Here is a 22,869-nt window from a genome sequence, read left to right as displayed (position 1 = left end):
ATCGAATGTTAAGGTTTTGTAAATCAATGCGTTTTTTTGTATAAAAAAAACGCCCACATTATGTGAGCGTTTCTTTTTAGTTATCAGAAGACGTTGTGTTTTCTGCATTTTCTTCGATTTTGTTTTTATTCTTTTGTTGCGTATCTTCTTTGTCCTGCTTCGATTTCAGCTCAAAATATTTATCCATTACTTCCCTGCCGATTTCGTTTGTAATGGTATATTTAGCGCTGTAATCAATATAAGCCCAAGGGACTACTACAGAGATCGCAATCTCAGGATTATCAGCTGGTGCATAGGCAACAAGTGTCGTATTATAAGTCGCTGTTCCTGTTTTTGATTTATCAGGTCCATCATAGAACGATTGTGCTGTTCCTGTTTTACCGGCAGGCTGATAGGACGCTGAAGCAAATTGGCTGGCAGCTGTCCCTTTTGTCATCACCCGTCTGAATCCGGCCTGCACCTCTTTAATATATTCACTCTTCATGTCGATTTTATTCAGCACTTCCGGCTGAACGGATTGTACGACAGCACCGATCCCTCTTTTAGCATCAGGTTCTCTGACTTCCTTTACAAGCTGAGGCTTTAAGCGATATCCGCCGTTTGCAATCGTTGATACGTATTGCGCGAGTTCCAGCGGTGTATACGTGTCGTATTGGCCGATCGCATAGTCAAGCAAGAATCCCGTCAATCTGTCTGTTCCTTTATAGCCTGTCATTTCATTCGGAAGATCAATTCCAGTTTTGACACCTAATCCAAATTGACTGAAATAATTACGGAACGTATCAAAGGCCGTTGTATCAATCGGTAAAGCCTGGTGCGGTTTATATTCACCTTTTCCGAGCGCAATCGCAGTTTTAAACATAAATACGTTGGAAGACTGCTCTAAGGCTCTTTGAATATTGACCGGTCCTAAGTTAGTCCATGATTTTTTACCATTTTTATCCTGTCCAATATACAATGGTTCATCCTGAAAAACTGTATTTAGATTGATGGCTCCGGTTTGAAGGCCTGTCAAGACTGTTGCGCCTTTGACTGCTGAACCCATGGCGTAAGATGACGTCATTGTACCTAAAGCATAATCATCAATTTTATATTTCCCATTTTCTTGTTTAATCTGCTTGCCCGCCATTGAAAGCACTTCACCGTTTCTTGGGTCCATCATCACAACGAATGCCCGGTCTAACAATTGAGTGCTTGGTCTTGCTTTAGCAGATTTGAGGTTCTTCTCAATGATTTTTTCCACTTCTTTTTGCAAATCAATGTCAATCGTAAGTACGAGATCTTTACCGGCTTTGCCTTCAGATACCGTTTTTGTTCCCGTGACATTGCCGTTTGAATCTGTGATATTTTCGACTTTGGCTTTTTGGCCCTGCAGAAGGCTTTCGTATTGGTATTCCAAATAGCTTTTTCCGACCCTGTCATTACGGCTGTAGCCAAGCGACAGATAATGGTCGAGCAAGTTGGACGGCAATCCTTCATTAGAGCTGGAAACACTTCCGAGCACTGAGCGAAGAAGGTTTTTATACGGATATTCACGTTCCCAATCGGAGGTGACATCAACACCCGGCAGTTCGTCTAAATGTTCACTTACCACTGCCATTTCCTTCGCTGATACATCTTCGTTTTTGATATATTGAGGGGTCAATGCATAGCCAGAATCCATCTGTCTTTTGATAGCGAGGATCTGCATATCTTTATCCGTCAATTCATTCAGCTGCTTATCAGTAATCCGTTTTAGCTGAAGCTGGTATAAATCGTCATCGGATATTTTTTTGTCTTCAACCTGCTGTCTTTCTTTAGAGCTAATCAGCTTTTTTGCTTCTTTCGGTCTAGTCAAAATCCAATAATCTTTTTTATCCCGTTCTGTTACTTTTTTTGTATCGACTTTGATCATGTCAGACAGCTTTTTTGCGATCTTTAAGCGCTGTTCTTGCGTGGTCGATTTAGATCTTGTGTATGTGATTGCATTTAAAGCCTTGTTTGTCACAATGGCATTAAAGTTTCGATCATAAATTTTCCCGCGCGGCACCGCTGAGCTGACTTCACTTTGTTCCTGCTTATTCGCTTGATTTTTGTAATCATCGCCTTGCACGATCTGCTTAATGCCCAATTCCACAATGATCCAGGTGAATATAACAAAGGCAGCTAAAAATAAAATATTCAGCCGGATCGGAAGCGACTTCTTTTTCTCTTTATGATTTTGTTTTTTTGGTTTATTTCTCCTCATAACATCACCTTTTTCTATTTACAGAAAGAAAAGACACTCAGTAAGAGTGCCAGTTTTCATTTTAAAGGTTTTTTCGACTTTTTTCTACAGATAACCCCTTTTTGGCAAAAAAATTATCTCTCGCCTTTTAAAAGGGTCGGTTCTGTTACCCGTTTTTGGCCGTCTTCTTCCATGGTTTCATTTTCCCCTTCCTTCTCCTTAAAACGGATATCCTTGACAAAGTAATAAATCAAAGGATGTCCTATACCTAATATCGCAAGTGACAAAGGAATTCCCACGTCCTCTTTCAGAAGGGCCACGATCAGGAGGAAGCATAAAATCGAAACAATTCTGCCGGCGTTCAAAAACATTTCCCTTAGCACGATATATTCAATTCTTGCTTTTCTGGCATGCCTCGCGCGCCCTATCACATCATATGTAAGTGATACATATGGCACAAGCAACAGAGGATAGCCGATGGCAATAAAAACGCCATACGTTAATAATGTCGAAAAGCTCATATGGAACAGAATCAAAAACAGCGCGCCATACAAAATAAGTCCGCCCAGCAAAATCGATTTTTTTCTGGCCTTTTTCTTAATCAGCCTGGATGCAAAGTAGTAGGCAAAGAAGGAAACAGCTGAATTGACAAGACCGAATGTACCGAGGGCAAGTTCGCTGTTTGTCTCAATAAATACAAACACACTGATTAAAAAGACAAAAATCCCTTCTCTCAAACCCTGAAAAAAATGCGCATTCGTGATTCTCCGCCAATTCATATTGCTATGGCGCTCTCCAAATACTTTGCTCAGCATAAAACGGCCTTTTGATTCTCTCCGTTTTAAGAAAAAGCTCATCACGACAGCGAGGGCAAATAAGCTGAGGGAGAGACTGAAAATGACTGTATAACCCGTATTATTTTCAAGCCTTGAGATCACAAATCCCGCTACAATCGGGCCGATCATTCCTGCAGAGGAAGACAGAATGCCCATAAACCCGTTGAAAAAGTCTCGCGTATCCGGCTCTGTTATTTCAAAGGTCAGCACGTTAAACGCTAGCCAATAAAAGCCATAGCCCACTCCGAGCACCGCTCCGATCAGCACGAGACGGCTGGCCGCCGTTTCTCCGGCTAAAAGCACACTTAAATAAAAGGCAGCTAAGAAAATGACGCCGAATCTTAAAATAAACACCCTGTCTATTTTTTTGGCTAACCGTCCAGCCAAATAAAAGGTTATCGGCTGCATTGTCACAACGGATAAATTATATATCGCCAAATCAATAAATTTCCCTGACTGCTTCCAAAGATACACATTAACAAATGTATTGGACAGTGCAATTCCCAGCGAGTAAAGCCCGCCAATGGTCAGCAGAAAGAGTAACCCTTTGTTTACGTCTACATCGCCTATCACTTTTTTTAGTTTGCTCATTACTGACTCCCCTTTACTATCCCTTAGTCTGTCTCACTCAAACCGAGATATGTAAAAAGAAGACATAAAAAAACAAGGTCCTTTATTGAGGACCTTGTTTGTGTCATTATTTTGCTTCGCTGTATAGACGAGCCACTTCATCCCAGTTTACAACTTTCCAGAAAGCTGAAATGTAATCAGGACGGCGGTTTTGATAGTTAAGATAGTAAGCATGCTCCCAAACGTCAAGACCCAAGATAGGCGTTTTGCCTTCTGAAAGTGGAGAATCTTGGTTTGGCGTGCTTGTGATTTCAAGTTTGCCGTTGTTCACAACAAGCCATGCCCAGCCAGAACCAAAGCGTCCAGCCGCTGCAGCTGCGAATTGCTCTTTGAATTTGTCAAAGCTTCCAAATACACTGTTGATCTCTTCAGCAAGCGCGCCAGTCGGTTCGCCTCCGCCGTTTGGAGATAAAAGTGTCCAGAATAATTTGTGGTTCGCGTGTCCGCCGCCGTTGTTGCGGACTGCAGTGCGGATGTTTTCAGGAACAGAATCAAGATCTGCAACAAGCTCTTCAACTGATTTGTTTGCAAGAGCAGTGTTTCCTTCAACCGCTTTGTTTAAATTTGTAACGTATGTGTTGTGGTGTTTCGTATGGTGAATAGTCATAGTTTCCTTGTCGATATGCGGTTCTAAAGCATCGTACGCATATGGTAATTCTGGAAGTTCGTAAGCCATGATAATTCCTCCTTAATATATATGTACTGAAATGCCGCTTCACAGCGAGCCTTTCTTCATTCAATGTAACAAAAGAATGCATTGTAATCAATGAAAAAGCTCACAATTTGGCTCATTTCAGCGGACATATTTCACTTTAACCGATAATCAGCACCATTAAACCTCCCGCCAGTATTTCTTATAGGACCGTCCATAAAAAATATCCGATCATCAAAAGCTGTATGATGCCCTTTGCAATGACGCCTGTTAAAAAACCAATGAGTGAACCGAGGCCAATTTTAAACGCTGACTTTAAGTCCTTCTGATGGACGATAAGTTCTGCACAAACAGCACCGATAAACGGACCCAATATGATCCCTGCAACCGGAATGACAAAAGGTCCGATTAATAAACCGATCGTGCTTCCCCATATGGCGGCCTTGCTTCCTCCGAACCTTTTCACTCCAAGCAGATTAGACACGTAATCTGCCGCGAATAATACTGCAGCAAAAACTGCCTCAACGAGCCAGAACATATAGGAATACGGACTGAATGAAAATAAAAATCCGTATAATATAAATCCGGCAACAATAAATACTACACTCGGAATAACAGGATACACCAGCCCGATAAAGGCGATGATAAAAACCGCTGCAATTAACAGCCAATACAACATATCCATAGTTTCCATCCTCCCATTTTACATCTGCCTTCTTCATATCTTCCTTGTATTCACACGCATGCAACGATACAATAAGCAACATATATTAGTTTAGCTAGGAAGTGAAGATAGTGAATGTGTTTCAGCTTTTCATTAAAAGTACATACTCTCCCCGTGATATTGCAAAAACAAGATTTCAAGGAATCGGTAAAGCGATTCTTTATGTATTTTTGCTCTCTGTCCTGTTTGCAATCCCTACCGCTTATTATGTAAGTACAGGGACCGTAAAATCAATGAATGGCTTTAAAACTGTTTTAAACAAAGATTTCCCTGATTTCACAATTTCAAACGGCAAACTTCAAACGGATGAGAAAAAAGCCACGGAATCTCAGGCAAATGGTTTCGTTATCGTGTTCGATCCGACAGACGCCTATGGCACGAAACAAATTGAAGCAAAACAAAACGCGATCGGCATCCTTCAGAACAAATTTGTTTTGGCCATTGACGGACAAGCCCAAGAAATGCCTTACTCAATGATGCCGTCAGAGTTACAGAAAAAAGATGTCATTGCAGGTTTAAACCAAAATAAAGCGATGATCGTAACTGTTCTCTCAGCACTTATTTTTCTCGTAACAGCGGCGGGGAAATTTATTGAAGTGTCATTCTTAGCGCTTATCGGGTTAATCATTAAGAATTCGCAGAAAAAACATCTATCCTATCATCAGCTTTGGAAGCTTTCTGCTTATTCCATCACCCTTTCGACTGTATTCTTTACAATCATGCGGGCATTAGAAGCAACCGTTCCAAGTGAATTTTTGCTTAACTGGTTTGTCAACTTTGTCATCCTGTTTCTCGTTTTAAAAGAGATTCCGTCCAAAAAAGCTCCTGTATAAACCGAGACTGCATTCGCAGTCTCTTTTCTTTTGTCATGATTCTAAATGGACAAGCATACTATGGTATAAAATTTCGTATGCGGGAGGAAAAGCGATGAAGCGTCTCACCTTAGTATGCAGTATTGTTTTTATTCTTTTTATTCTTTTTTATGACCTTAAAATTGGAACGATACCCATTCAGGACCTCCCTGTCTATGAAGCATCAGCAAAAACTGTTTCACAAGAACCAGCATATAAAACGGTGAAGGTAAAGCCGGGTGATACGGTTATGTCGATAGTCGGGTCAGCAGGTTCCCCAGATGACATTGTAAAGGATTTTGAAGCACTGAATCCGAATGTGAAAGCCAACGCCATTCAAGCCGGAACAGCGTACAAATTCCCGGTCTACCCTTAATTTAACGTTAATTTCTTGTCAGTTCGGCGAAGACACTGTTACAATGTAATTTGTAAAATAAATTCACATAAACCATACTAGAATTGTTATATCTAGAAGCGGCAACTACAATTAAGGAGCGATTGCAAGTGAGTGAAATCACACATCGTACAAAAACGCGTCCCGTCAAAGTGGGACCTTTAACAATAGGCGGCAACAATGAAGTTGTCATCCAAAGCATGACAACAACTAAAACACATGATGTAGAAGCAACGGTTGCGGAAATTAACCGTTTGGCTGAAGCCGGATGCCAAATTGTTCGGGTAGCATGTCCGGATGAACGGGCGGCAAACGCCATTGCGGATATTAAAAAGCGCATTTCCATCCCTCTCGTTGTTGACATACATTTCGATTATAAACTTGCGTTGAAGGCCATTGAAGGCGGCGCAGATAAAATCCGAATCAATCCCGGCAACATCGGCCGTCGCGAAAAAGTGGAAGCGGTTGTTAAAGCGGCCAAAGATAAGGGCATTCCGATCAGAATCGGAGTAAACGCAGGTTCACTTGAAAAACGGATTTTAGAAAAATACGGTTACCCGACTGCCGACGGAATGGTAGAAAGTGCACTTCATCACATTAAAATTCTTGAAGATCTTGATTTTCACGATATTATCGTCAGCATGAAGGCATCTGATGTGAACCTTGCGATCGAGGCCTATGAAAAAGCGGCAAAAGCGTTTGACTACCCGCTGCACCTCGGCATCACCGAGTCAGGAACACTGTTTGCCGGCACAGTAAAAAGCGCAGCAGGGCTCGGCGCCATTTTAAGCAAAGGCATCGGAAACACCCTGCGCATTTCATTAAGCGCAGACCCTGTGGAAGAGGTAAAAGTAGCAAGGGAGCTTCTGAAATCTTTCGGTTTAGCGTCCAATGCTGCCACGCTCATTTCATGCCCGACTTGCGGCCGTATTGAGATTGACCTGATCAGCATTGCCAATGAAGTGGAAGAATATATCTCTAAGATAAAAGCGCCGATTAAAGTGGCTGTTCTCGGCTGCGCTGTAAACGGACCTGGTGAAGCGAGAGAAGCTGATATCGGAATCGCCGGCGCACGCGGTGAAGGACTGCTGTTCCGGAAAGGAAAAATTGTCCGTAAGGTTCCCGAGGAAACGATGGTTGAGGAACTCAAAAAAGAAATTGACATTCTTGCTGAGGAACACTATGCAAAGCTTGAAGCTGAAAAAGCAAATTTAAAAGAAGAAACACAAAAAGCTTGACGGGAACCCGTCAAGCTTTTTTGTGTTAGAAAAATGGAATAATAAATATTCCAAGCACTAATGAAACGACACCGATACCCATTGCCCAAGCACCCAGACCTTGAGCACCTCTTCTTCTTGCGATATAGCCGACAATAATACCGGCAGCTCCCAATAAAACAGGCAGTACAAACAATGAAATAATGGACAAGGCTAAAGCAATATATCCTATTCCCCGTCCTTCATTGACATTGCCGCCGCTGCGATCGTTATCTCGGTCATTGCTGCGGTCAGCAGCACGATAAGGCTCTGCAATTTCAGCAGCTGTTTCCTCAAAAAAACCGTCATTGTCGCGGGTAATATTTGTTCCTTCAGATCCATGATCAACATAGTAACTGTTGTTATCACGCTTTTCGTAATCGTATGCCACCTTCAATTCCCCCTTCTGTTTTATTAAAGGAGCTTTTATAGTTTGATCCATTTTGCCTGATTCATGTTTGCTAAACTTTTCTGTTAATGTCAATTGTTTATGTTACACTTGAAAGGATGAAACTGAAGGAGTGTGGGCATGTTACGCTTAGGAATAGATATTGACGGCACAATTACGGCTCAGGATACATTCGTCCCTTATTTGAACCGTTCGTTTAATCTTTCCATTTCATTAAACGATATGACGGATTATGATTTAACAAAATTGTTAAACATTACCCAGGAAGAATTTTGGGATTGGATGAATCAAAATGAAGCGATCATATATAAGGAAGCATTGCTTGCACAGCATGCAAAACAGTCACTTGACCTCCTCAAAGAGGAGCACAAGCTTATTTATATTACAGCGAGACGGACTCATTTAACTGATGTTACCTATGAATGGTTTGACAGACAAAACATTCATTATGATCACATCGAACTCGTTGGCGGTCATCACAAAGTTGAAGCGGTCAAAAACCATAACATCGACCTGTTTTTTGAGGATCATCATGGAAACGCCATGATGATTGCGAAGGAAGCCGGAATTCCGGTGATTTTGTTTAATTCCCCTTATAATCAGCTTCCGATTGATTCAAGCATCATCAGAGTGAACAACTGGCTGGAAGCCGTCCAATGGATGAACAACAACAAGCACCACTTGATACGTGTCAATAACTAAAAAAGGAGCCCAAACCGGGCCCCTTTTTCATATATACGCATTACGCAGTAGTGTTTTCTTGGTTTTCCGCTGTACAATCAGGGCAAGTGCCGTAAATCTCAAATTTATGCCCGCTGACCTGATAGCCATCCAAATCATCACAAAGCTTGTCCATCGGACATGATTCAATTTCCTTTGTTTTGCCGCAGGCAAGACAAATAAAATGATGATGGTGATGAGTGAATGAACACTTAAATCGGAAGAGCTTTTCACCAGACAGCTCAGTTGTTTCCAAAATCCCAAGTTCTTCATATAAAGAAAGGTTTCTGTAGATTGTATCAAAGCTTAAGCCTGGATAATCATCATTTAATGCAGACAGTACGTTTTTAGCGGTAAGATATCTGTCTGAATCAGCGAAAAGCTGCAGCATATCCTCCCGTTTGTTTGTATATTTATATCCGTTTTCTTTTAGTAGGTTCAGCGCTTCTTGTACGTTCATGAAGGGTCCCCCTTTTCGCTTTGCTTAAGAACGTATCCCATGTATGAAAAAGAAAATGGCAGCTGTCTGTCAGCAAGCCATTTTCTTTACTGCAGATAAAATTATACCCATAAAATGAATAAAAGTAAATGAAAGCCTAGTGGATTGCGTTTTTGAATTTTCCGCCTCTCGTTTCATGAGTATTCATAATTGTGATGAATGCATTTTGATCAACTTCAAACACGATTGATTTGAGCTTTGTCACTTCCAGCCTTGTGACAACCGCGTAAATCACGTCCTTTTCTTCGTCCGTATATCCGCCTTTGCCCTTCAGCTTTGTTGTTCCCCGGCCGAGACGGTGCAAAATAGCATCCGAAATCTCATCATACTGATCAGATACAATAATGACCGCTTTTGTTTCATCAAGCCCTTGGATGACGGCATCAATGGTTTTCATCGCAATGTAATAAGTCATGAAAGAGTACATCGCTTGCTCAGGACCAAACTCAAAACCAGCCCAAATGAAAATGAAAACATTGATGAGCATAACGAACTCACCCACTGAAAAAGGCAGCTTTTTCGTCAGCAAAATACCGAGGATTTCAGTGCCATCCATTGAACCTCCGTTTCGTATAACGAGCCCGACGCCAAAGCCGAGCAAAAGACCTCCGAACACAGTAGCCAAAATAGGCTGGGTTGTAAAGGCTTCTACATGGTGAAGTGAGGATTCAATAACGGCAAGCCCGACAATCCCTATAAACGTAGAGACAAGGAAGGTCTTACCGATATATTTATATCCGAAGATCATAAAAGGAATATTTAATATGACAACGAAAAAAGCGAAATTCAGAAAGGGGTTTGATATAAAGAGGTGGTCTAAAATAAGTGATACACCGATGATCCCGCCATCAATAAAATCATTGGGGATTAAAAATAATTCGATACTTACAGCCGCAGATGCAGCTCCTGCCAGAATCATAAAGACCCTGAAAATAAAATGGGAAAATGTTTCTTTCTTATGTTGTTTTGTTGGGGTCATAAAATCTCCTTTCCTGCAATAACTATTTTAAATACATTATAAATCTATTTTACCATTAAACACTGACACATTTTACTGATTTGCCCATACATTAAGTCTGGAGGTGGAATGATCGATGATTTTATTTCAAAGAATTATTTTGCAGCGGCTTAATCAGGCTACTGCTGACGATTTGCTGAAGTACTCAAAACAATACGGAATCAGCTTAACAAGATTGCAGGCCGTTGAAGTGGCGAACCTGTTAAACGGCAAAAATGTAAACATCTTTAATGAGAGTGAACGGATGCGGCTGTTGAAACAAGTAGAGACAATTACATCGAAAGAAACAGCTCAAACCGTTAATGAACTATTCAAACAATTCACAAGCTAAAAAATGGGGGTGTTATCCCCCATTTTTTATTGCTGTAAAATCTTTTCGAGCAATGTATCATCAAATTGTTTTTCTTTCAGCATTTCGATCTCAAAACGGTATGGCGGTTTTTTGTTCTTTTTATCCTCACCTACATACGGTGTTTCTAGAATTTTAGGAATGTCTTTTAACTGCTCATGGTGAACAACATATTGCAGAGCGTCAAAACCTATTTCACCAAAGCCGATATTTTCATGGCGGTCTTTTCTCGCGCCTTTGATGTTTTTGCTGTCATTGATATGAAGTACTTTAATACGGTCAATGCCGACGATTTTATCGAACTCACTCAGCACCCCGTCAAAGTCCTCAACAATGTTATACCCGGCATCATGTGTATGGCACGTGTCAAAGCACACTGACAAATGCTCATTGTGTGTAACGCCTTCGATAATCTGTGCAAGCTCCTCGAAGCTTCTGCCGCATTCTGATCCTTTACCTGCCATTGTTTCTAATGCAATCTGGACATTTTGATTCGGATCAATCACTTCATTTAAGCCTTCAATAATTTTTTTGATGCCGGCTTCAGCTCCTGCCCCTACATGAGCGCCAGGATGAAGGACAATTTGCTTCGCTCCGATGGCTGCTGTCCGTTCAATTTCAGAACGAAGAAAATCAACACCCAGCTCAAAAGTGGACGGATTTGTCGTGTTGCCAATATTAATAATATAAGGCGCATGTACGATAATCTCGTCAATGCCGTTTTCTTGCATATGTGCCCGGCCTGCTTCTATATTTAAGTCTTCAATTTTCTTTCGGCGCGTATTTTGCGGTGCGCCTGTATAGATCATAAACGTGTTCGCCCCATAAGAGACTGCTTCCTGGCTTGCTGCCAGAAGCATATGTTTTCCGCTCATAGAGACGTGTGAGCCTATTCTCAACAACAGGTTCCCCTACTTTCTTTTCTTAGATTGGTTTCTTCTCTGTTTTTTCTTGATTTTCTCCATCTCATAGCTCATTTTCTTTTTATATCCAGGCTTAACCTTCTTCGGCTTTTTCACGAGACGATGAGCAATTTCGTCTGCTTCGTTCGGCGTTTTTTTACGCTTTTTGCGGCGCTGGCGGTCATCGCCTTTTTTCCATTCGCCCTTTTCAAGCTCTAAGTAATCAAATTCGATGCCCATTTTCTCAAGTTTTACTAATGCATCCTCATCAGAAAGCTCATAAATGGTCATCGCTTGTCCTGATGAGCCGGCTCGGGCCGTTCTGCCCACACGGTGAACATAGAAATCGAGATCATCCGGCAGCTCATAGTTGATAACATGGCTGACACCTTTAATATCAATGCCTCTTGCAGCAAGGTCAGTTGCAATGACATAAGTGAATTCTAAATCATTAATCTGCTTCATGACTTTTTTCCGCTCACGTGGTGTTAATCCGCCGTGCAGCAGGCCGATTTTCATGCCTTTGCCAGTCAGATACTGGGCAATATGGTCAGCCGTGTTTTTCGTGTTGGCAAACACAATCCCCAGGTATGGATTCAGATGCGACATGATGTCAAAAAGGAGCTTGTCCTTGTCACGATGTTTCGAAGGGATAAGGATATGCTCAATTTTCGCAGCAGTCACCTGCTTTGGCTCCACATGGGCGTATTTTGGATTTTCCATGTATTTCTTTAAAAATGGTTTCAGCTTTTCCGGTATGGTCGCTGAGAACACAAGCATTTGCAGATCCTCAGGCATACGGGAACCGATGTAATCTACATCTGCAAGGAATCCCATGTCCAGCATTAAATCCGCTTCATCAATAACAAGAGCTTCCGCTTTATGAACACTTAACGCCTGTTCTTTGATTAAATCAGCAATCCGTCCGGGTGTACCGACAACAAGATGCGGCTGTATTTTCAATTTATCAATTGATTTTTGTTTGTCGGTGCCTCCGATAAAACATTTCGAGCGAATCTGACTTCCTTCTTCACCCTGCGTGATTTTAAGCGCTTCCTGATAAATCTGGTTGGCAAGCTCTCTTGTCGGAGCCGTAATAACAACCTGAACGACATCCTTAGCAGGATCGATTTTGTTTAATAAAGGCAGTAAATAAGCGTGGGTTTTTCCAGTTCCCGTCTGAGACTGGCCGATGACGCTTTCTTTTTTTAGCACTGCAGGAATCAGCCTTTTCTGGATATCGGTCGGTTCGTAAAAACCAAGGCGATGTACTGCATCTATAATAAACGGTTTCAATTCATAAAGTTCAAATTTCGTTTCTTTCATTTTTCCCAGCTCCTTAAAGCGGCACATTATGTGTCCATCATCACATTATACCCGATTTCGCTTAAAAACACCACGTTTGCAAGGTGTTTGTTTTATTCAGTTATGTAAAGCAAATACCGCAGCCCCTGCATATTCTAATAGCAGAGAGAGCTGAAAGGAGGTACAAGTATGTTTTCACCGCAGCAGCCAATGAGAAATTATCCACAGCCCGGACCGCCCCGCCCTATGCCAAATCAGCGAATGATGGGGAGAAGACCGCCTAATATGCGAGGGCCTTCATTTGGAGCACAGCAGCAGGGTTTTCAGCAAGCGGGACAATTTCTTCCTCAGGCAAATGCCGGAGCGAGAAATGGTGCGGGCGGAGGCTTAAAAGGGATGCTGTCAAAGTTCCTCCCCGGCGGAGGAGGCGCTGGCGGCGCCGGCGTTCCCGGCGTTCCTGGAGCAGGTGCAGCAGCGAGCGGAGGTGCAGGTCTGCAAGGCATTCAAAATATCGCCAATCCTGCATCTTTATCCAGTATGCTTGGAAATGTGCAAAAAGTACTCGGCATGGCGCAGCAAGTCACCCCTATGATCCAGCAGTACGGCCCTTTAGTCCGCAATCTGCCGTCATTGATGAAGCTGTACAGCCAATTAAGTAAAAGTGATGATACAGAGACAGAGAGCGATGAGGAAAGTAAAAAACAATCGGATTCAGATGAATCATCAGAAAAAGAGAAAGAGGATGAAACAAAAACCTCAGACGGGAACAAAAAATCAAAACCAAAAAGTTCTTCTCTGCCTAAGAAATCAAAAACACCTGACAATAAAGAGCAAGAATCAAAAACATCTGCTCCGAAGAAAAAAGAAGCTGCCTCTCCTGCCTCGAAAAGAACATCAGGCAGTTCAAAACCGAGATTATATATTTAACATTCTTTGATATCTGAAGTGAGATTGGCTATAATGAGATCAGAAGAATGCAAGAATAAAGCCGTTTGATTACGGCTTTTTATATTGCCTTTACTCACTTCAGTATTGGAGGACAACCGAAAATGGACGTAATTAAAATTTCGCCGCGCGGCTATTGCTATGGCGTTGTTGATGCTATGGTCATTGCCAAAAATGCGGCACTAGATAAAAGTTTGCCAAGACCCATCTATATACTCGGGATGATTGTTCATAATAAACACGTCACTGATGCTTTTGAAGAGGAAGGGATCTTTACATTGGACGGCTCTAACCGTCTGGACATTCTAAAGCAGGTTGACAAAGGAACTGTCATTTTCACTGCGCACGGTGTTTCTCCCGAAGTCAGAAGAATCGCAGACGAAAAAGGATTGGTAGCAATTGATGCTACATGTCCGGATGTGACGAAAACTCATAATCTAATCTTAGAGATGAAAGAAAAAGGATATCACGTGATCTATATCGGCAAAAAAGGGCATCCGGAGCCTGAGGGAGCCGTTGGCGTAGCGCCGGAAATCGTTCACTTAGTTGAAACAGAAGAAGATGTAAAAAACCTTGATATCCAAGCAGATAAGTTAATCGTGACGAATCAAACAACCATGTCTCAATGGGATGTTCACGACATTATGGAGCTTGTCAAAGAAAAATATCCTCATGTCGAATATCACCAAGAGATTTGCCTTGCTACTCAAGTGCGGCAGGAAGCTGTATCAGAGCAGGCGAAAAAAGCAGACTTAACAATCGTTGTTGGAGACCCGAAAAGCAACAATTCAAATCGGCTTGCTCAAGTGTCAGAGGAAATAGCCGGCACAAAAGCATACCGGATCGGCGACTTAAGCGAATTAAAGCTTGAATGGCTGAAAGGCGTTAATACCGTTGCAGTTACAGCGGGAGCTTCAACACCTACGCCGATCACAAAAGAAGTCATTCGCTTTTTGGAGCAGTTCGATCACGAAGATCCATCAACTTGGACAACTGATCACAATGTACCGCTCAAAAAAATACTTCCAAAAGTAAAAGCAAAAAACTGAGGCTGTAAAAGCCTCAGTTTTTTTATAGAAATGTAAATGGATTTGTATCTGTTTCAGAAACAAAGATATTCACGTCATATTTTTTATCATTACACATTGATGTCAGCTTTCTCGTGACGCCTTCTTTCATGATTTTTTCCGCGTAATGGCCCGGATCAACCACATTCAGACCAAGCATCATCGCATCATGGGCCACATGGAAATATAAATCTCCTGTAACGTAAACATCGGCGCCCTTTCGTTTTGCATGGTGAATATACTTGTTCCCATCTCCGCCAAGAACAGCTACCTTTTTCACCATACTGTCAGCATCTCCCACCATTCTGACACCATTGACATCAAGCTTGTCTTTCACATATAAAGCAAATTCCTTGAGCGTCATCTCATTTTTAAGGGTTCCGACACGGCCGAGCCCTTTTTCGGCGGGAGACTGTTCAACAGGATAGATGTCGTACGCGACTTCTTCGTATGGATGGCTTTTTATCATTGCATTGATAACAGCTTTTTCGATGCTTTTAGGAAATACAGTCTCAAGCCTTACTTCATGAACAAGCTCAAGCTCTCCTACTTCACCGATAAAAGGCTTAGCTCCGTCCAATGGCTTGAAGCTGCCGATCCCTTCAGACGAAAACGCGCAATGGCTGTATTCGCCGATATGGCCGGCGCCAGCATTTCCAAGCGCGGCTCTGACCTGCTCTTCATATTCCTTCGGCACGTAGACGGCCAGCTTTTTCAGAGGATCCGTATAAGTAGGCGCCAGCACTTCCGTCTCACGCAGCTCTAGTGCTTCAGCAAGCAAATCATTCACGCCGCCGTCCGCAACGTCTAAATTTGTATGAGCTGCATAAACAGCAATATCATGCTTCAAACACTTTTCAATTAACCTTCCGGCAGGCTGATCTGTTGAAATATGCTTGAGCGGCCGAAAAATAGGAGGATGGTGTGCAATAATCAAATCAACCTCTTTTTCAATCGCTTCATCGACAACGCTCTCCAACACATCAAGTGTAACCATCACATTTTTAATCGGTTTATTTAAGGTGCCGATTTGCAGGCCGATTTTATCTCCTTCGACCGCATAGGCTTTCGGGGAAAATTGTTCAAACAGCTGGATGATCTGCTGCCCATTAACGCTTTTAGCCATGATCGATTACCTCCTTTAACAGCTCCATTCGATCGGAGAGCTCCTTTAATTTTTGTTTATTTTGCTCTGTGCCTGCGGCTTGTCTAATCTGCTCATAAATGTTTTGAGTGTGCTGAAGCTCTTGTGTCCACTTTTTCAAAAAGACAGCATTTTTTTCTTTTGCCAAAAAAGGACCGACGAGCATCCCGGCTGATAAAGAAATATCGTCATAAGCCGCATCTCTGTCTCCCGCTTCGGCAACCAGCACCTCATAGCATTTTCCGTCCTCTTCAAGGATCACTTCATCTATCAGCGCATACCCTTCTTTATAAAGCCACTCCCTGATATGAACAGCATGAATATTCGGCTGTAAAATAAGGCGTTCCTTCCCCGTTAATTTGTCTTTACCCGCTTCTAAAATGTGAGCGATCAAAGCCCCGCCCATTCCGGCAATCGTAATGGCATCAGCTTCACCTTTTTTAATCACTTCCAGTCCGTCTCCCTGCCTTACAGAAATGTGCGAGTTTAAGCCTGATTTTTCAACCTGCCGCTTTGCAGACAAAAACGGGCCTTCTGTTATTTCTCCGGCAATCGCTCCGCTGGCTTTATGATTCAGCACCGCATAACAAGGAAGGTATGCGTGGTCAGACCCGATATCGGCCATCACCGCTCCATTCGGTATGTACTCCGCTACTGTTTGCAATCGTTTAGATAATTTTAATTCATTCACTTGTCATCACAACTTTTCTCAATCATTTTTTCCTTTACTATCATATAAAAAATCAGCCCGGAATCCAAGCTGAGCGAATGATTTTTAGTTTGTTTCTTTTGATTCGGGTCTGCACGCGGCCGTCAAAAATAAAAGGCTGTCGAGAACATCTCGGCGGCCTGTGAATGTATAAAGAGAAATATAGTTCTTTTATTTAATTTTTGACACCCACTCTGCCATATCATCCAGCTTATCTGCCGGAACAAGACCGGAAGGCATTCCATTACCGCCTTTTTCGATCTTTGTTTTAATTTCAGCGACATCTTTCTTATCCCCTACACCTTTTAAGCTCGGACCCGAAACACCTTCATAATTTTCACCGTGGCATGCGATGCAGTTTGCCTTGTAAATTTCTTCTGGTGAAGCGTTTGCATCTTTCTTTTCAGCAGATTTGCTTTCTCCTCCGCTTGCAATCTCCCGAGAGTCATCAAGTCCTTTTACTGATAAAAAGAAAGTTAGACCAATTCCTAAAACAGCGATCAGTAAAAATGGAATAAGCGGGTTCCATTTCATTTCCCTTCCCCCTTTTTGATCCTTCCCCCTATGTAAACACTTCTAATTCTAACTTATTTTAACAAAAAGTAAATGGATTGCTATACAAAAGTTTTTTATTCACACTTTATACAAAATTGAATAGAGACATGCCTATTTCTCTAATATCCTTTTTATTCTATTGTATAATGTATTGTATACGCTTACAATAGAAAATATGGAATTAGATTTTGAAATTTTTCATCACAATGTTCATTTGCAAATGACATCATTTTTCAGTAAAATAAAGGCATATTATCCATATATCTTTTTTAAAAAAGAAGAACGGATCTGCAAGACCCGTTCCATCTTATTCGAGGAAATCTTTCAAACGTTTACTTCTGCTAGGATGTCTTAGTTTCCGCAACGCTTTGGCTTCGATTTGTCGAATACGCTCTCTCGTCACTCCAAATACTTTGCCGACCTCTTCTAATGTTCTTGTACGGCCATCATCAAGACCGAATCGAAGACGCAATACATTTTCTTCACGATCAGTTAACGTATCAAGTACATCTTCCAGCTGCTCTTTTAACAGCTCGTATGCGGCGTGATCTGAAGGTGAAGTTGCTTCTTGGTCTTCAATAAAATCACCAAGGTGTGAGTCATCCTCTTCACCGATCGGTGTTTCCAGTGATACCGGCTCTTGTGCAATCTTTAAGATTTCGCGTACTTTTTCAGGCGTTAAATCCATATCTTCCGCAATTTCTTCAGGTGTTGGTTCTCTGCCTAAGTCTTGAAGCAATTGACGCTGCACACGGATTAATTTATTAATGGTTTCCACCATATGAACGGGAATCCGGATCGTTCTCGCCTGATCGGCAATAGCGCGTGTAATCGCCTGTCTGATCCACCACGTAGCATACGTACTGAATTTATAACCTTTGCGATAATCAAATTTTTCAACGGCTTTCATCAGACCCATGTTTCCTTCTTGGATCAGGTCGAGGAACAGCATACCGCGTCCGACATACCGTTTTGCGATACTGACAACAAGCCGCAGGTTCGCTTCAGCCAATCTGCGTTTAGATTCTTCGTCACCTTCTTCAATCTTTTGAGCGTAGGCGATTTCTTCTTTTGCAGATAGAAGGTTAACCCGACCGATTTCTTTTAAATACATACGAACTGGGTCATTGATTTTAACGCCAGGCGGTACACTAAGGTCATTAAGGTCAAATTCTTCTTCGGCTTTGGCAAGCTGCTGAATATTAGGATCTTCTGTTTCTTCATTCTCACTAATTAATTCAACACCTTGTTCACCTAAAAATTCATAATACTCATCCATTTGGTCTGATTCAATTTCAAAGCTGGACATACGCTCAGCGATTTCTTCATATGTCAAAACGCCACGTTTTTTACCAGACTCTGTTAATTGCTCTTTTACTTGGTCGAATGTTAATTCTGTCTCGTGGGTTTGTTTATCAGCCATTATGGATCCCTCCTTCCAAAGCTTGCAACGAATTCTATAAGCGGTATGATTCTTATTCGGTCCATTCAGGCGTTTTCTATATGAACTGCCTTTAACAAATGTGCGAATAATGAAATGACAATTCATGATGAGGTTAAGCGATCTATTTGCTCCTCCGCAAGGAATCATTGCCAATAAATGCTTCTCATCAGTTTTCCAGTTATTTTAAAGATCGGTTCAATGTAACGATTTCTTGAGCCAGAGAAGCAGCTCTTAAAAAATCTTTTTGCCTTTCGGCTTCGGCTCTTTCCGCCTCTTTTTCTTTTATCATTGACCAATTTCTTTGATTCAACACTTTTTTTACATAATCTGATAACTCAGCTTCGCTAAGCTCTTGATTAACCTGAAGCATTAATATATCAGACAAGAGCTGGCTTATATGATCATCTGTCACCCTGGCCATCAGATGCTGGGGCGTCAGCTCGGCTCCCTCTTCATAAAAAGCATAAAGATAAGCGGCTAATGCTCGGTGCTCATCAATATTAAATTGAAACCCTACCCGGTCAATCACTTTTTGGATGACGCTCCGATCTCGAAGCATGTGAGCGAGTAACAGCCTTTCTGCATTTTCATACGCCGGGCGCAAACGTTTTTGCCTTGCTTTTGTCGTTAAATGCGCTCGCCGTGTTTTTGTTTCACCGCCATTGTCAGCAGGTTTGTTTTGCTTGCTGAAAACAGACAGCTGCTCAGTTAAAGACTCCTGTGAAAGCGAAAACTCTGAAGCAAGCTGTTTTACATAGACTTCCTGCTCTAGAGACCCTGAAAGCGTGCTGATTTCTTTCAGTACGTCTTTAATGTAAGCCAGGCGATCGCCTTCATCGGACAGGTTCTTTCCTTTTCGGAAATATTGCATTTTAAATGCCATTACGGTGACACTGGCGTCAATAATGTCGTTTTTAAATTTTTCCCCGCCGAATTTTTTGATGTAATCATCAGGGTCCAATCCGTCAGGAATCATTGCAACTCTGACTTTGCACCCTTTTTTTTGCAGAAGCTCCGAAGCTTTTAAGGTGGCTTCATAACCGGCTTTATCAGAGTCATAGCAAAGAATGATTTCTTCGACGTTTCTTCTCAGGATCTTGACATGATCATCTGTAAGAGACGTTCCCATCGTGGCTATGCTTTCTTTTACACCCGAGCTTACAGCCGATATGACATCGGCAAACCCTTCAAATAAGACTGCTCTTTCCTGCTTTCTGATATGAAGTCGGGCCTTATAGAAATTGTAAAGCAGTTTACTTTTATGAAAAAGCGGGGTTTCAGGGCTGTTCATATACTTAGGCTGCTGGCTGCCAAGAGCCCTGCCTGAGAAAGCAACAACAGCCCCGTGATGATCATGGATCGGAAACATGACACGGTTTCTGAAGCGGTCGAAATATCCGCTTCCGTCTTCGCGTCTGATCAGAAGACCCGCTTTTTCCATTTGCGCCTCACTAAATCCCCTCTTCACAAGGAATTTCGTGATAAAGTCCCAAGAATCAAGAGCATAGCCAATCTGAAATTCATCAATCAGCTCTTTCGTAAAGCCTCTGGAAAGCAGATAATCCAGTGCATCTTGACCTTCTTTTGTATTTATTAACAAATGATGGTAAAATTTCTTCAGGAGCTCATGTGCCTCAGCCATTTTTTGATCCCCAGAAGACTCTGGCCGAGCTTCGGAATGGACTGTTATATCATCTGGAAAATCAATTTGGTATTTGTCAGCAAGGTGAGAAACCGACTCGGCAAATGAATAGCCTTCCATCTGCCTTAAAAAAGAGAAAACATTGCCGCCCGCTCCGCAGCCAAAGCAATGAAAAATCTGTTTGTCGGGCGATACGGAAAACGAAGGTGTGCTTTCTCCATGAAAAGGACAGAGTCCAAAGTAGTTTCGGCCTTGCTTTTTTAATTGAACATAATCACCTATGACTTCAACGATATCTGCCGACTTTTGCACCTGATCCACAATTTCATCTGGTATCCGATTTCCCATCTTATAACACTCCGTCGTACATTATTCGATGCTTTAGTGCAAAATCCCTTCATCGTTCGACAGGATTTTTTGCAGCAGTGTAATAAATCGTTCTCGATCTTCTTTATTCAATTTTTTAGGCCCTTTGGCGTATACGCCTTTTCTCCTTTGTTTGCCGGAAAAATGACGGCTCTCAAGAGCAAAATCAATCGTGTCTTCTTTGTAAAGACGACCTCTTTCCGACATAACGGAGACATTTCTGTTCAACAGCAGAGATGCTAATCCGATGTCCTGCGTCACAACAATATCTCCCGGTTTTACGTGATTTGCGATATATAAATCAGCAGCTTCTTTATGAGGATCAACATACTTCCATTTTTCTTCATTGCTTCTGGAAAGCTGATAATGTTCAAATGAAGCGACAAAAAGAACTTGAACTTCATACTCGGATGCTGTTTGTAAAATTTCATCTTTTACCGGACAAGCATCAGCATCGACAAAAATCGTCTTTTCTTGTTCATTAAGAAGAGTAATTCTCCATCCCTCCATTAAACTCCTGCATAAAAGCAAGCAAAATCGCACATCCTTTATTATTGCGGATGTATATGAATTTGTCGAAAAATTTCCGGGAGAAATTCTTGACATCTTACCCATAATAGTTTATTCGTATCACACGATCCTTAAACCTAAAATTAATCATTTTATCACAATTTTTTATTATAATACAAACTTCGCAAAGAAGCTATTGTTTTTCATTATTCCCTTTTGGCATAGCCAAAAACCCAGGATAGAGCGTCCTGAGTTATAAGTTTTTTGTTTTGAGATGATGGATAATATTCGCTGTTTCTTCAACCGCTTTATTTGAAACATCAACAACCTGGCAGCCGATCCGATCCACAATCTTTTCGAAATACTCCAGTTCCTCTTTGATTCGGTTGATATTTGCATAAATCGCTTTATCATTAAGCCCGAGTGATTTTAAGCGTTCTTTTCTGATATGATTCAGTTTATCAGGGCTAATCTTTAAGCCGATGCATTTTTTCGGATCAACGTTAAAAAGTTCTTCCGGTGGATCAACCTCAGGTACAATCGGAACATTGGCAACCTTCAGGCGCTTGTGTGCGAGATATTGAGACAGCGGTGTTTTAGACGTTCTTGAGACGCCGATCAAAACGATATCAGCTTTTAAAATCCCTCTTGGATCACGTCCATCATCGTATTTAACTGCAAACTCGATGGCCTCCACTTTTTTGAAATAATCTTCATCAAGCTGGCGGACCCGCCCCGGTTCGTATTTCGCTGTTAAACCGTAGGCCGTTTCCATTTTATCAATTAACGGGCCGATAATATCATAATATAAAACATTTGCTTTTTCCGCTTCGGCTATCAAATATTCTCTGATTTCCGGCACCACGAGTGTAAAACAGATAATGCCGCCGTCTGCCTTTGCAAGTGAAATCACTTCATTGATAGTGCCTATATCTTCAACATAAGGAATTCTTCTTACATGTGTATCATCCGCCGATCCGTTAAATTGGCTGAGTGCTGCTTTTACTACCAATTCGGCCGTTTCACCGACGGAATCCGATACAACATAGATGATGCGGTTATTCATATTATCCCCCCGTTAGTTTGCAATCTTATAGGATTTCATTTTCAGATAAACTGACAAGTATTTTTGTCATATTTGTTTTTGTCACTCTGCCGATCACTTCAAAGCCTTTATCGGTATCTTTGATGACAGGCAGCGCATCAATTTGTTTTTCTATTAAGTGCTTTGCAATGTCCATTACATAATCCTCACGTCTGCACACCGTAATGTTCGGCATCCTTGTCATGATGATGTGAACAGGGACCGATGTAAGCTCCTGCTGGCCAATGCTCGCTCTGAGCAAGTCCTTTCGTGAAAGCACCCCGACTAAAACAGCATCGCGGTCCACCACAAACAGAGTACCTACATCTTCTAAAAACATGGTGCAAATCGCATCGTACACAGAAACGTTTTCGTGAATCACTACGGGGATAGATTGAAAGTCTTTCACCTGAAGCTTTTTGAGTTTATCCGCTAAAAGCTGTGTGCCGGTTTTTCCCGTATAGAAATAACCGACTCTCGGGCGCGCCTCGAGGAATCCTGACATGGTGAGTATGGCTAAATCCGGACGCAATGTCGCCCTGGTAAGGTTCAGCTTTTCTGCAATATGCTCCCCTGTAATCGGCCCGTTTTCTTTTACAATCTGCAAAATATGTTCTTGCCGTTTATTTAGTTCGATCGTACTCACCACCTT

General features: G+C 41.8%; 24 protein-coding genes. 7 read left to right on the top strand and 17 right to left on the bottom strand.

Annotated elements, in window-relative coordinates; translation table 11 throughout:
• Window positions 1-76 precede the first annotated feature (76 nt).
• The 4 genes from pbpA to NZD81_RS03250 form a co-directional block, all read right to left on the bottom strand.
• Window positions 77-2,227: a penicillin-binding protein 2A gene (pbpA, locus tag NZD81_RS03265; RefSeq protein WP_014664621.1), complete on the bottom strand. Its 2,151-nt coding sequence runs from the start codon at window positions 2,225-2,227 to the stop codon at window positions 77-79.
• 113 nt (window positions 2,228-2,340) lie between these two features.
• Window positions 2,341-3,633, bottom strand: coding sequence for an MFS transporter (locus tag NZD81_RS03260; protein ID WP_014664622.1), 1,293 nt, complete (start codon window positions 3,631-3,633; stop codon window positions 2,341-2,343).
• 106 nt (window positions 3,634-3,739) lie between these two features.
• On the bottom strand, window positions 3,740-4,348 hold the full coding sequence (gene sodA / locus NZD81_RS03255) for a superoxide dismutase SodA (RefSeq protein WP_069839500.1): 609 nt from the start codon (window positions 4,346-4,348) through the stop codon (window positions 3,740-3,742).
• 178 nt (window positions 4,349-4,526) lie between these two features.
• The gene (locus NZD81_RS03250; RefSeq protein ID WP_014664624.1) at window positions 4,527-5,009 is read right to left on the bottom strand and encodes a DUF456 domain-containing protein; all 483 of its coding nucleotides are present in this window, start codon (window positions 5,007-5,009) and stop codon (window positions 4,527-4,529) included.
• Between the two features lie 110 nt (window positions 5,010-5,119).
• On the opposite strand from NZD81_RS03250, the gene NZD81_RS03245 reads away from it, so the two are divergent.
• From NZD81_RS03245 to ispG, 3 genes are all read left to right on the top strand, one after another.
• Window positions 5,120-5,881: a DUF1189 domain-containing protein gene (locus tag NZD81_RS03245; protein ID WP_103030659.1), complete on the top strand. Its 762-nt coding sequence runs from the start codon at window positions 5,120-5,122 to the stop codon at window positions 5,879-5,881.
• Between the two features lie 94 nt (window positions 5,882-5,975).
• Window positions 5,976-6,275 (top strand): LysM peptidoglycan-binding domain-containing protein, encoded by a 300-nt coding sequence (locus tag NZD81_RS03240; protein WP_040082610.1) that lies wholly within the window; start codon window positions 5,976-5,978, stop codon window positions 6,273-6,275.
• A 122-nt stretch (window positions 6,276-6,397) separates the two neighbouring features.
• Window positions 6,398-7,531: a flavodoxin-dependent (E)-4-hydroxy-3-methylbut-2-enyl-diphosphate synthase gene (gene ispG / locus NZD81_RS03235; RefSeq protein WP_080487989.1), complete on the top strand. Its 1,134-nt coding sequence runs from the start codon at window positions 6,398-6,400 to the stop codon at window positions 7,529-7,531.
• A 25-nt stretch (window positions 7,532-7,556) separates the two neighbouring features.
• Here ispG and NZD81_RS03230 read toward each other — a convergent pair whose 3' ends face one another.
• A complete protein-coding gene (locus tag NZD81_RS03230) occupies window positions 7,557-7,946 on the bottom strand; it encodes a DUF308 domain-containing protein (protein ID WP_080478340.1) in 390 nt (129 codons plus the stop codon).
• Between the two features lie 132 nt (window positions 7,947-8,078).
• On the opposite strand from NZD81_RS03230, the gene NZD81_RS03225 reads away from it, so the two are divergent.
• Window positions 8,079-8,660, top strand: coding sequence for a nucleotidase (locus NZD81_RS03225; protein WP_014664629.1), 582 nt, complete (start codon window positions 8,079-8,081; stop codon window positions 8,658-8,660).
• Between the two features lie 40 nt (window positions 8,661-8,700).
• Here NZD81_RS03225 and zur read toward each other — a convergent pair whose 3' ends face one another.
• Both zur and NZD81_RS03215 read right to left on the bottom strand, forming a co-directional pair.
• Window positions 8,701-9,138, bottom strand: a complete 438-nt coding sequence (gene zur / locus NZD81_RS03220) for a zinc uptake transcriptional repressor Zur (RefSeq protein ID WP_004398578.1) — start codon at window positions 9,136-9,138, stop codon at window positions 8,701-8,703.
• Window positions 9,139-9,274: 136 nt separating this feature from the next.
• Window positions 9,275-10,156, bottom strand: coding sequence for a YitT family protein (locus tag NZD81_RS03215; RefSeq protein WP_282372703.1), 882 nt, complete (start codon window positions 10,154-10,156; stop codon window positions 9,275-9,277).
• A 115-nt stretch (window positions 10,157-10,271) separates the two neighbouring features.
• On the opposite strand from NZD81_RS03215, the gene NZD81_RS03210 reads away from it, so the two are divergent.
• Window positions 10,272-10,526, top strand: coding sequence for a DUF2624 domain-containing protein (locus NZD81_RS03210; protein WP_282372704.1), 255 nt, complete (start codon window positions 10,272-10,274; stop codon window positions 10,524-10,526).
• A 26-nt stretch (window positions 10,527-10,552) separates the two neighbouring features.
• On the opposite strand, the gene NZD81_RS03205 is transcribed toward NZD81_RS03210, so the two are convergent.
• Both NZD81_RS03205 and cshB read right to left on the bottom strand, forming a co-directional pair.
• Window positions 10,553-11,446 carry a deoxyribonuclease IV gene (locus NZD81_RS03205; protein WP_040082607.1) on the bottom strand — a complete coding sequence of 298 codons (894 nt, stop codon included), beginning with the start codon at window positions 11,444-11,446 and terminating at the stop codon, window positions 10,553-10,555.
• A gap of 9 nt (window positions 11,447-11,455) precedes the next feature.
• Window positions 11,456-12,772, bottom strand: coding sequence for a DEAD-box ATP-dependent RNA helicase CshB (cshB, locus tag NZD81_RS03200; protein ID WP_041521384.1), 1,317 nt, complete (start codon window positions 12,770-12,772; stop codon window positions 11,456-11,458).
• A 168-nt stretch (window positions 12,773-12,940) separates the two neighbouring features.
• On the opposite strand from cshB, the gene NZD81_RS03195 reads away from it, so the two are divergent.
• The gene (locus tag NZD81_RS03195) at window positions 12,941-13,678 is read left to right on the top strand and encodes a YqfQ family protein (protein WP_103030661.1); all 738 of its coding nucleotides are present in this window, start codon (window positions 12,941-12,943) and stop codon (window positions 13,676-13,678) included.
• A gap of 122 nt (window positions 13,679-13,800) precedes the next feature.
• Window positions 13,801-14,745, top strand: coding sequence for a 4-hydroxy-3-methylbut-2-enyl diphosphate reductase (locus NZD81_RS03190; RefSeq protein ID WP_069839503.1), 945 nt, complete (start codon window positions 13,801-13,803; stop codon window positions 14,743-14,745).
• Window positions 14,746-14,767: 22 nt separating this feature from the next.
• On the opposite strand, the gene NZD81_RS03185 is transcribed toward NZD81_RS03190, so the two are convergent.
• The 8 genes from NZD81_RS03185 to ccpN form a co-directional block, all read right to left on the bottom strand.
• The gene (locus tag NZD81_RS03185) at window positions 14,768-15,889 is read right to left on the bottom strand and encodes a Nif3-like dinuclear metal center hexameric protein (protein WP_069149884.1); all 1,122 of its coding nucleotides are present in this window, start codon (window positions 15,887-15,889) and stop codon (window positions 14,768-14,770) included.
• Window positions 15,882-16,532 carry a tRNA (adenine(22)-N(1))-methyltransferase TrmK gene (gene trmK / locus NZD81_RS03180; RefSeq protein ID WP_041521385.1) on the bottom strand — a complete coding sequence of 217 codons (651 nt, stop codon included), beginning with the start codon at window positions 16,530-16,532 and terminating at the stop codon, window positions 15,882-15,884. The genes NZD81_RS03185 and trmK overlap by 8 nt, the downstream gene beginning before the upstream one ends.
• Window positions 16,533-16,787: 255 nt before the next feature.
• A complete protein-coding gene (gene cccA / locus NZD81_RS03175; protein ID WP_003230068.1) occupies window positions 16,788-17,150 on the bottom strand; it encodes a cytochrome c550 in 363 nt (120 codons plus the stop codon).
• A gap of 328 nt (window positions 17,151-17,478) precedes the next feature.
• A complete protein-coding gene (gene rpoD, locus NZD81_RS03170) occupies window positions 17,479-18,594 on the bottom strand; it encodes an RNA polymerase sigma factor RpoD (protein WP_003226225.1) in 1,116 nt (371 codons plus the stop codon).
• A gap of 199 nt (window positions 18,595-18,793) precedes the next feature.
• Entirely contained in the window at window positions 18,794-20,605 is a 1,812-nt protein-coding gene (gene dnaG, locus NZD81_RS03165; RefSeq protein WP_282372709.1) for a DNA primase, read from the bottom strand.
• Window positions 20,606-20,638: 33 nt separating this feature from the next.
• Window positions 20,639-21,133: a YaiI/YqxD family protein gene (locus NZD81_RS03160; RefSeq protein ID WP_071578553.1), complete on the bottom strand. Its 495-nt coding sequence runs from the start codon at window positions 21,131-21,133 to the stop codon at window positions 20,639-20,641.
• A gap of 253 nt (window positions 21,134-21,386) precedes the next feature.
• Window positions 21,387-22,199, bottom strand: coding sequence for a pyruvate, water dikinase regulatory protein (locus NZD81_RS03155; RefSeq protein WP_014664641.1), 813 nt, complete (start codon window positions 22,197-22,199; stop codon window positions 21,387-21,389).
• A gap of 25 nt (window positions 22,200-22,224) precedes the next feature.
• Entirely contained in the window at window positions 22,225-22,863 is a 639-nt protein-coding gene (gene ccpN, locus NZD81_RS03150) for a transcriptional regulator CcpN (protein ID WP_003237058.1), read from the bottom strand.
• Window positions 22,864-22,869: the final 6 nt, after the last annotated feature.

It is taken from the genome of Bacillus sp. B.PNR1, assembly GCF_030386235.1.
Taxonomy (GTDB): domain Bacteria; phylum Bacillota; class Bacilli; order Bacillales; family Bacillaceae; genus Bacillus; species Bacillus stercoris.
The sequence above is the reverse complement of the archived record's forward strand: the minus strand, read 5'-3'. Positions and strand labels throughout refer to the sequence as shown.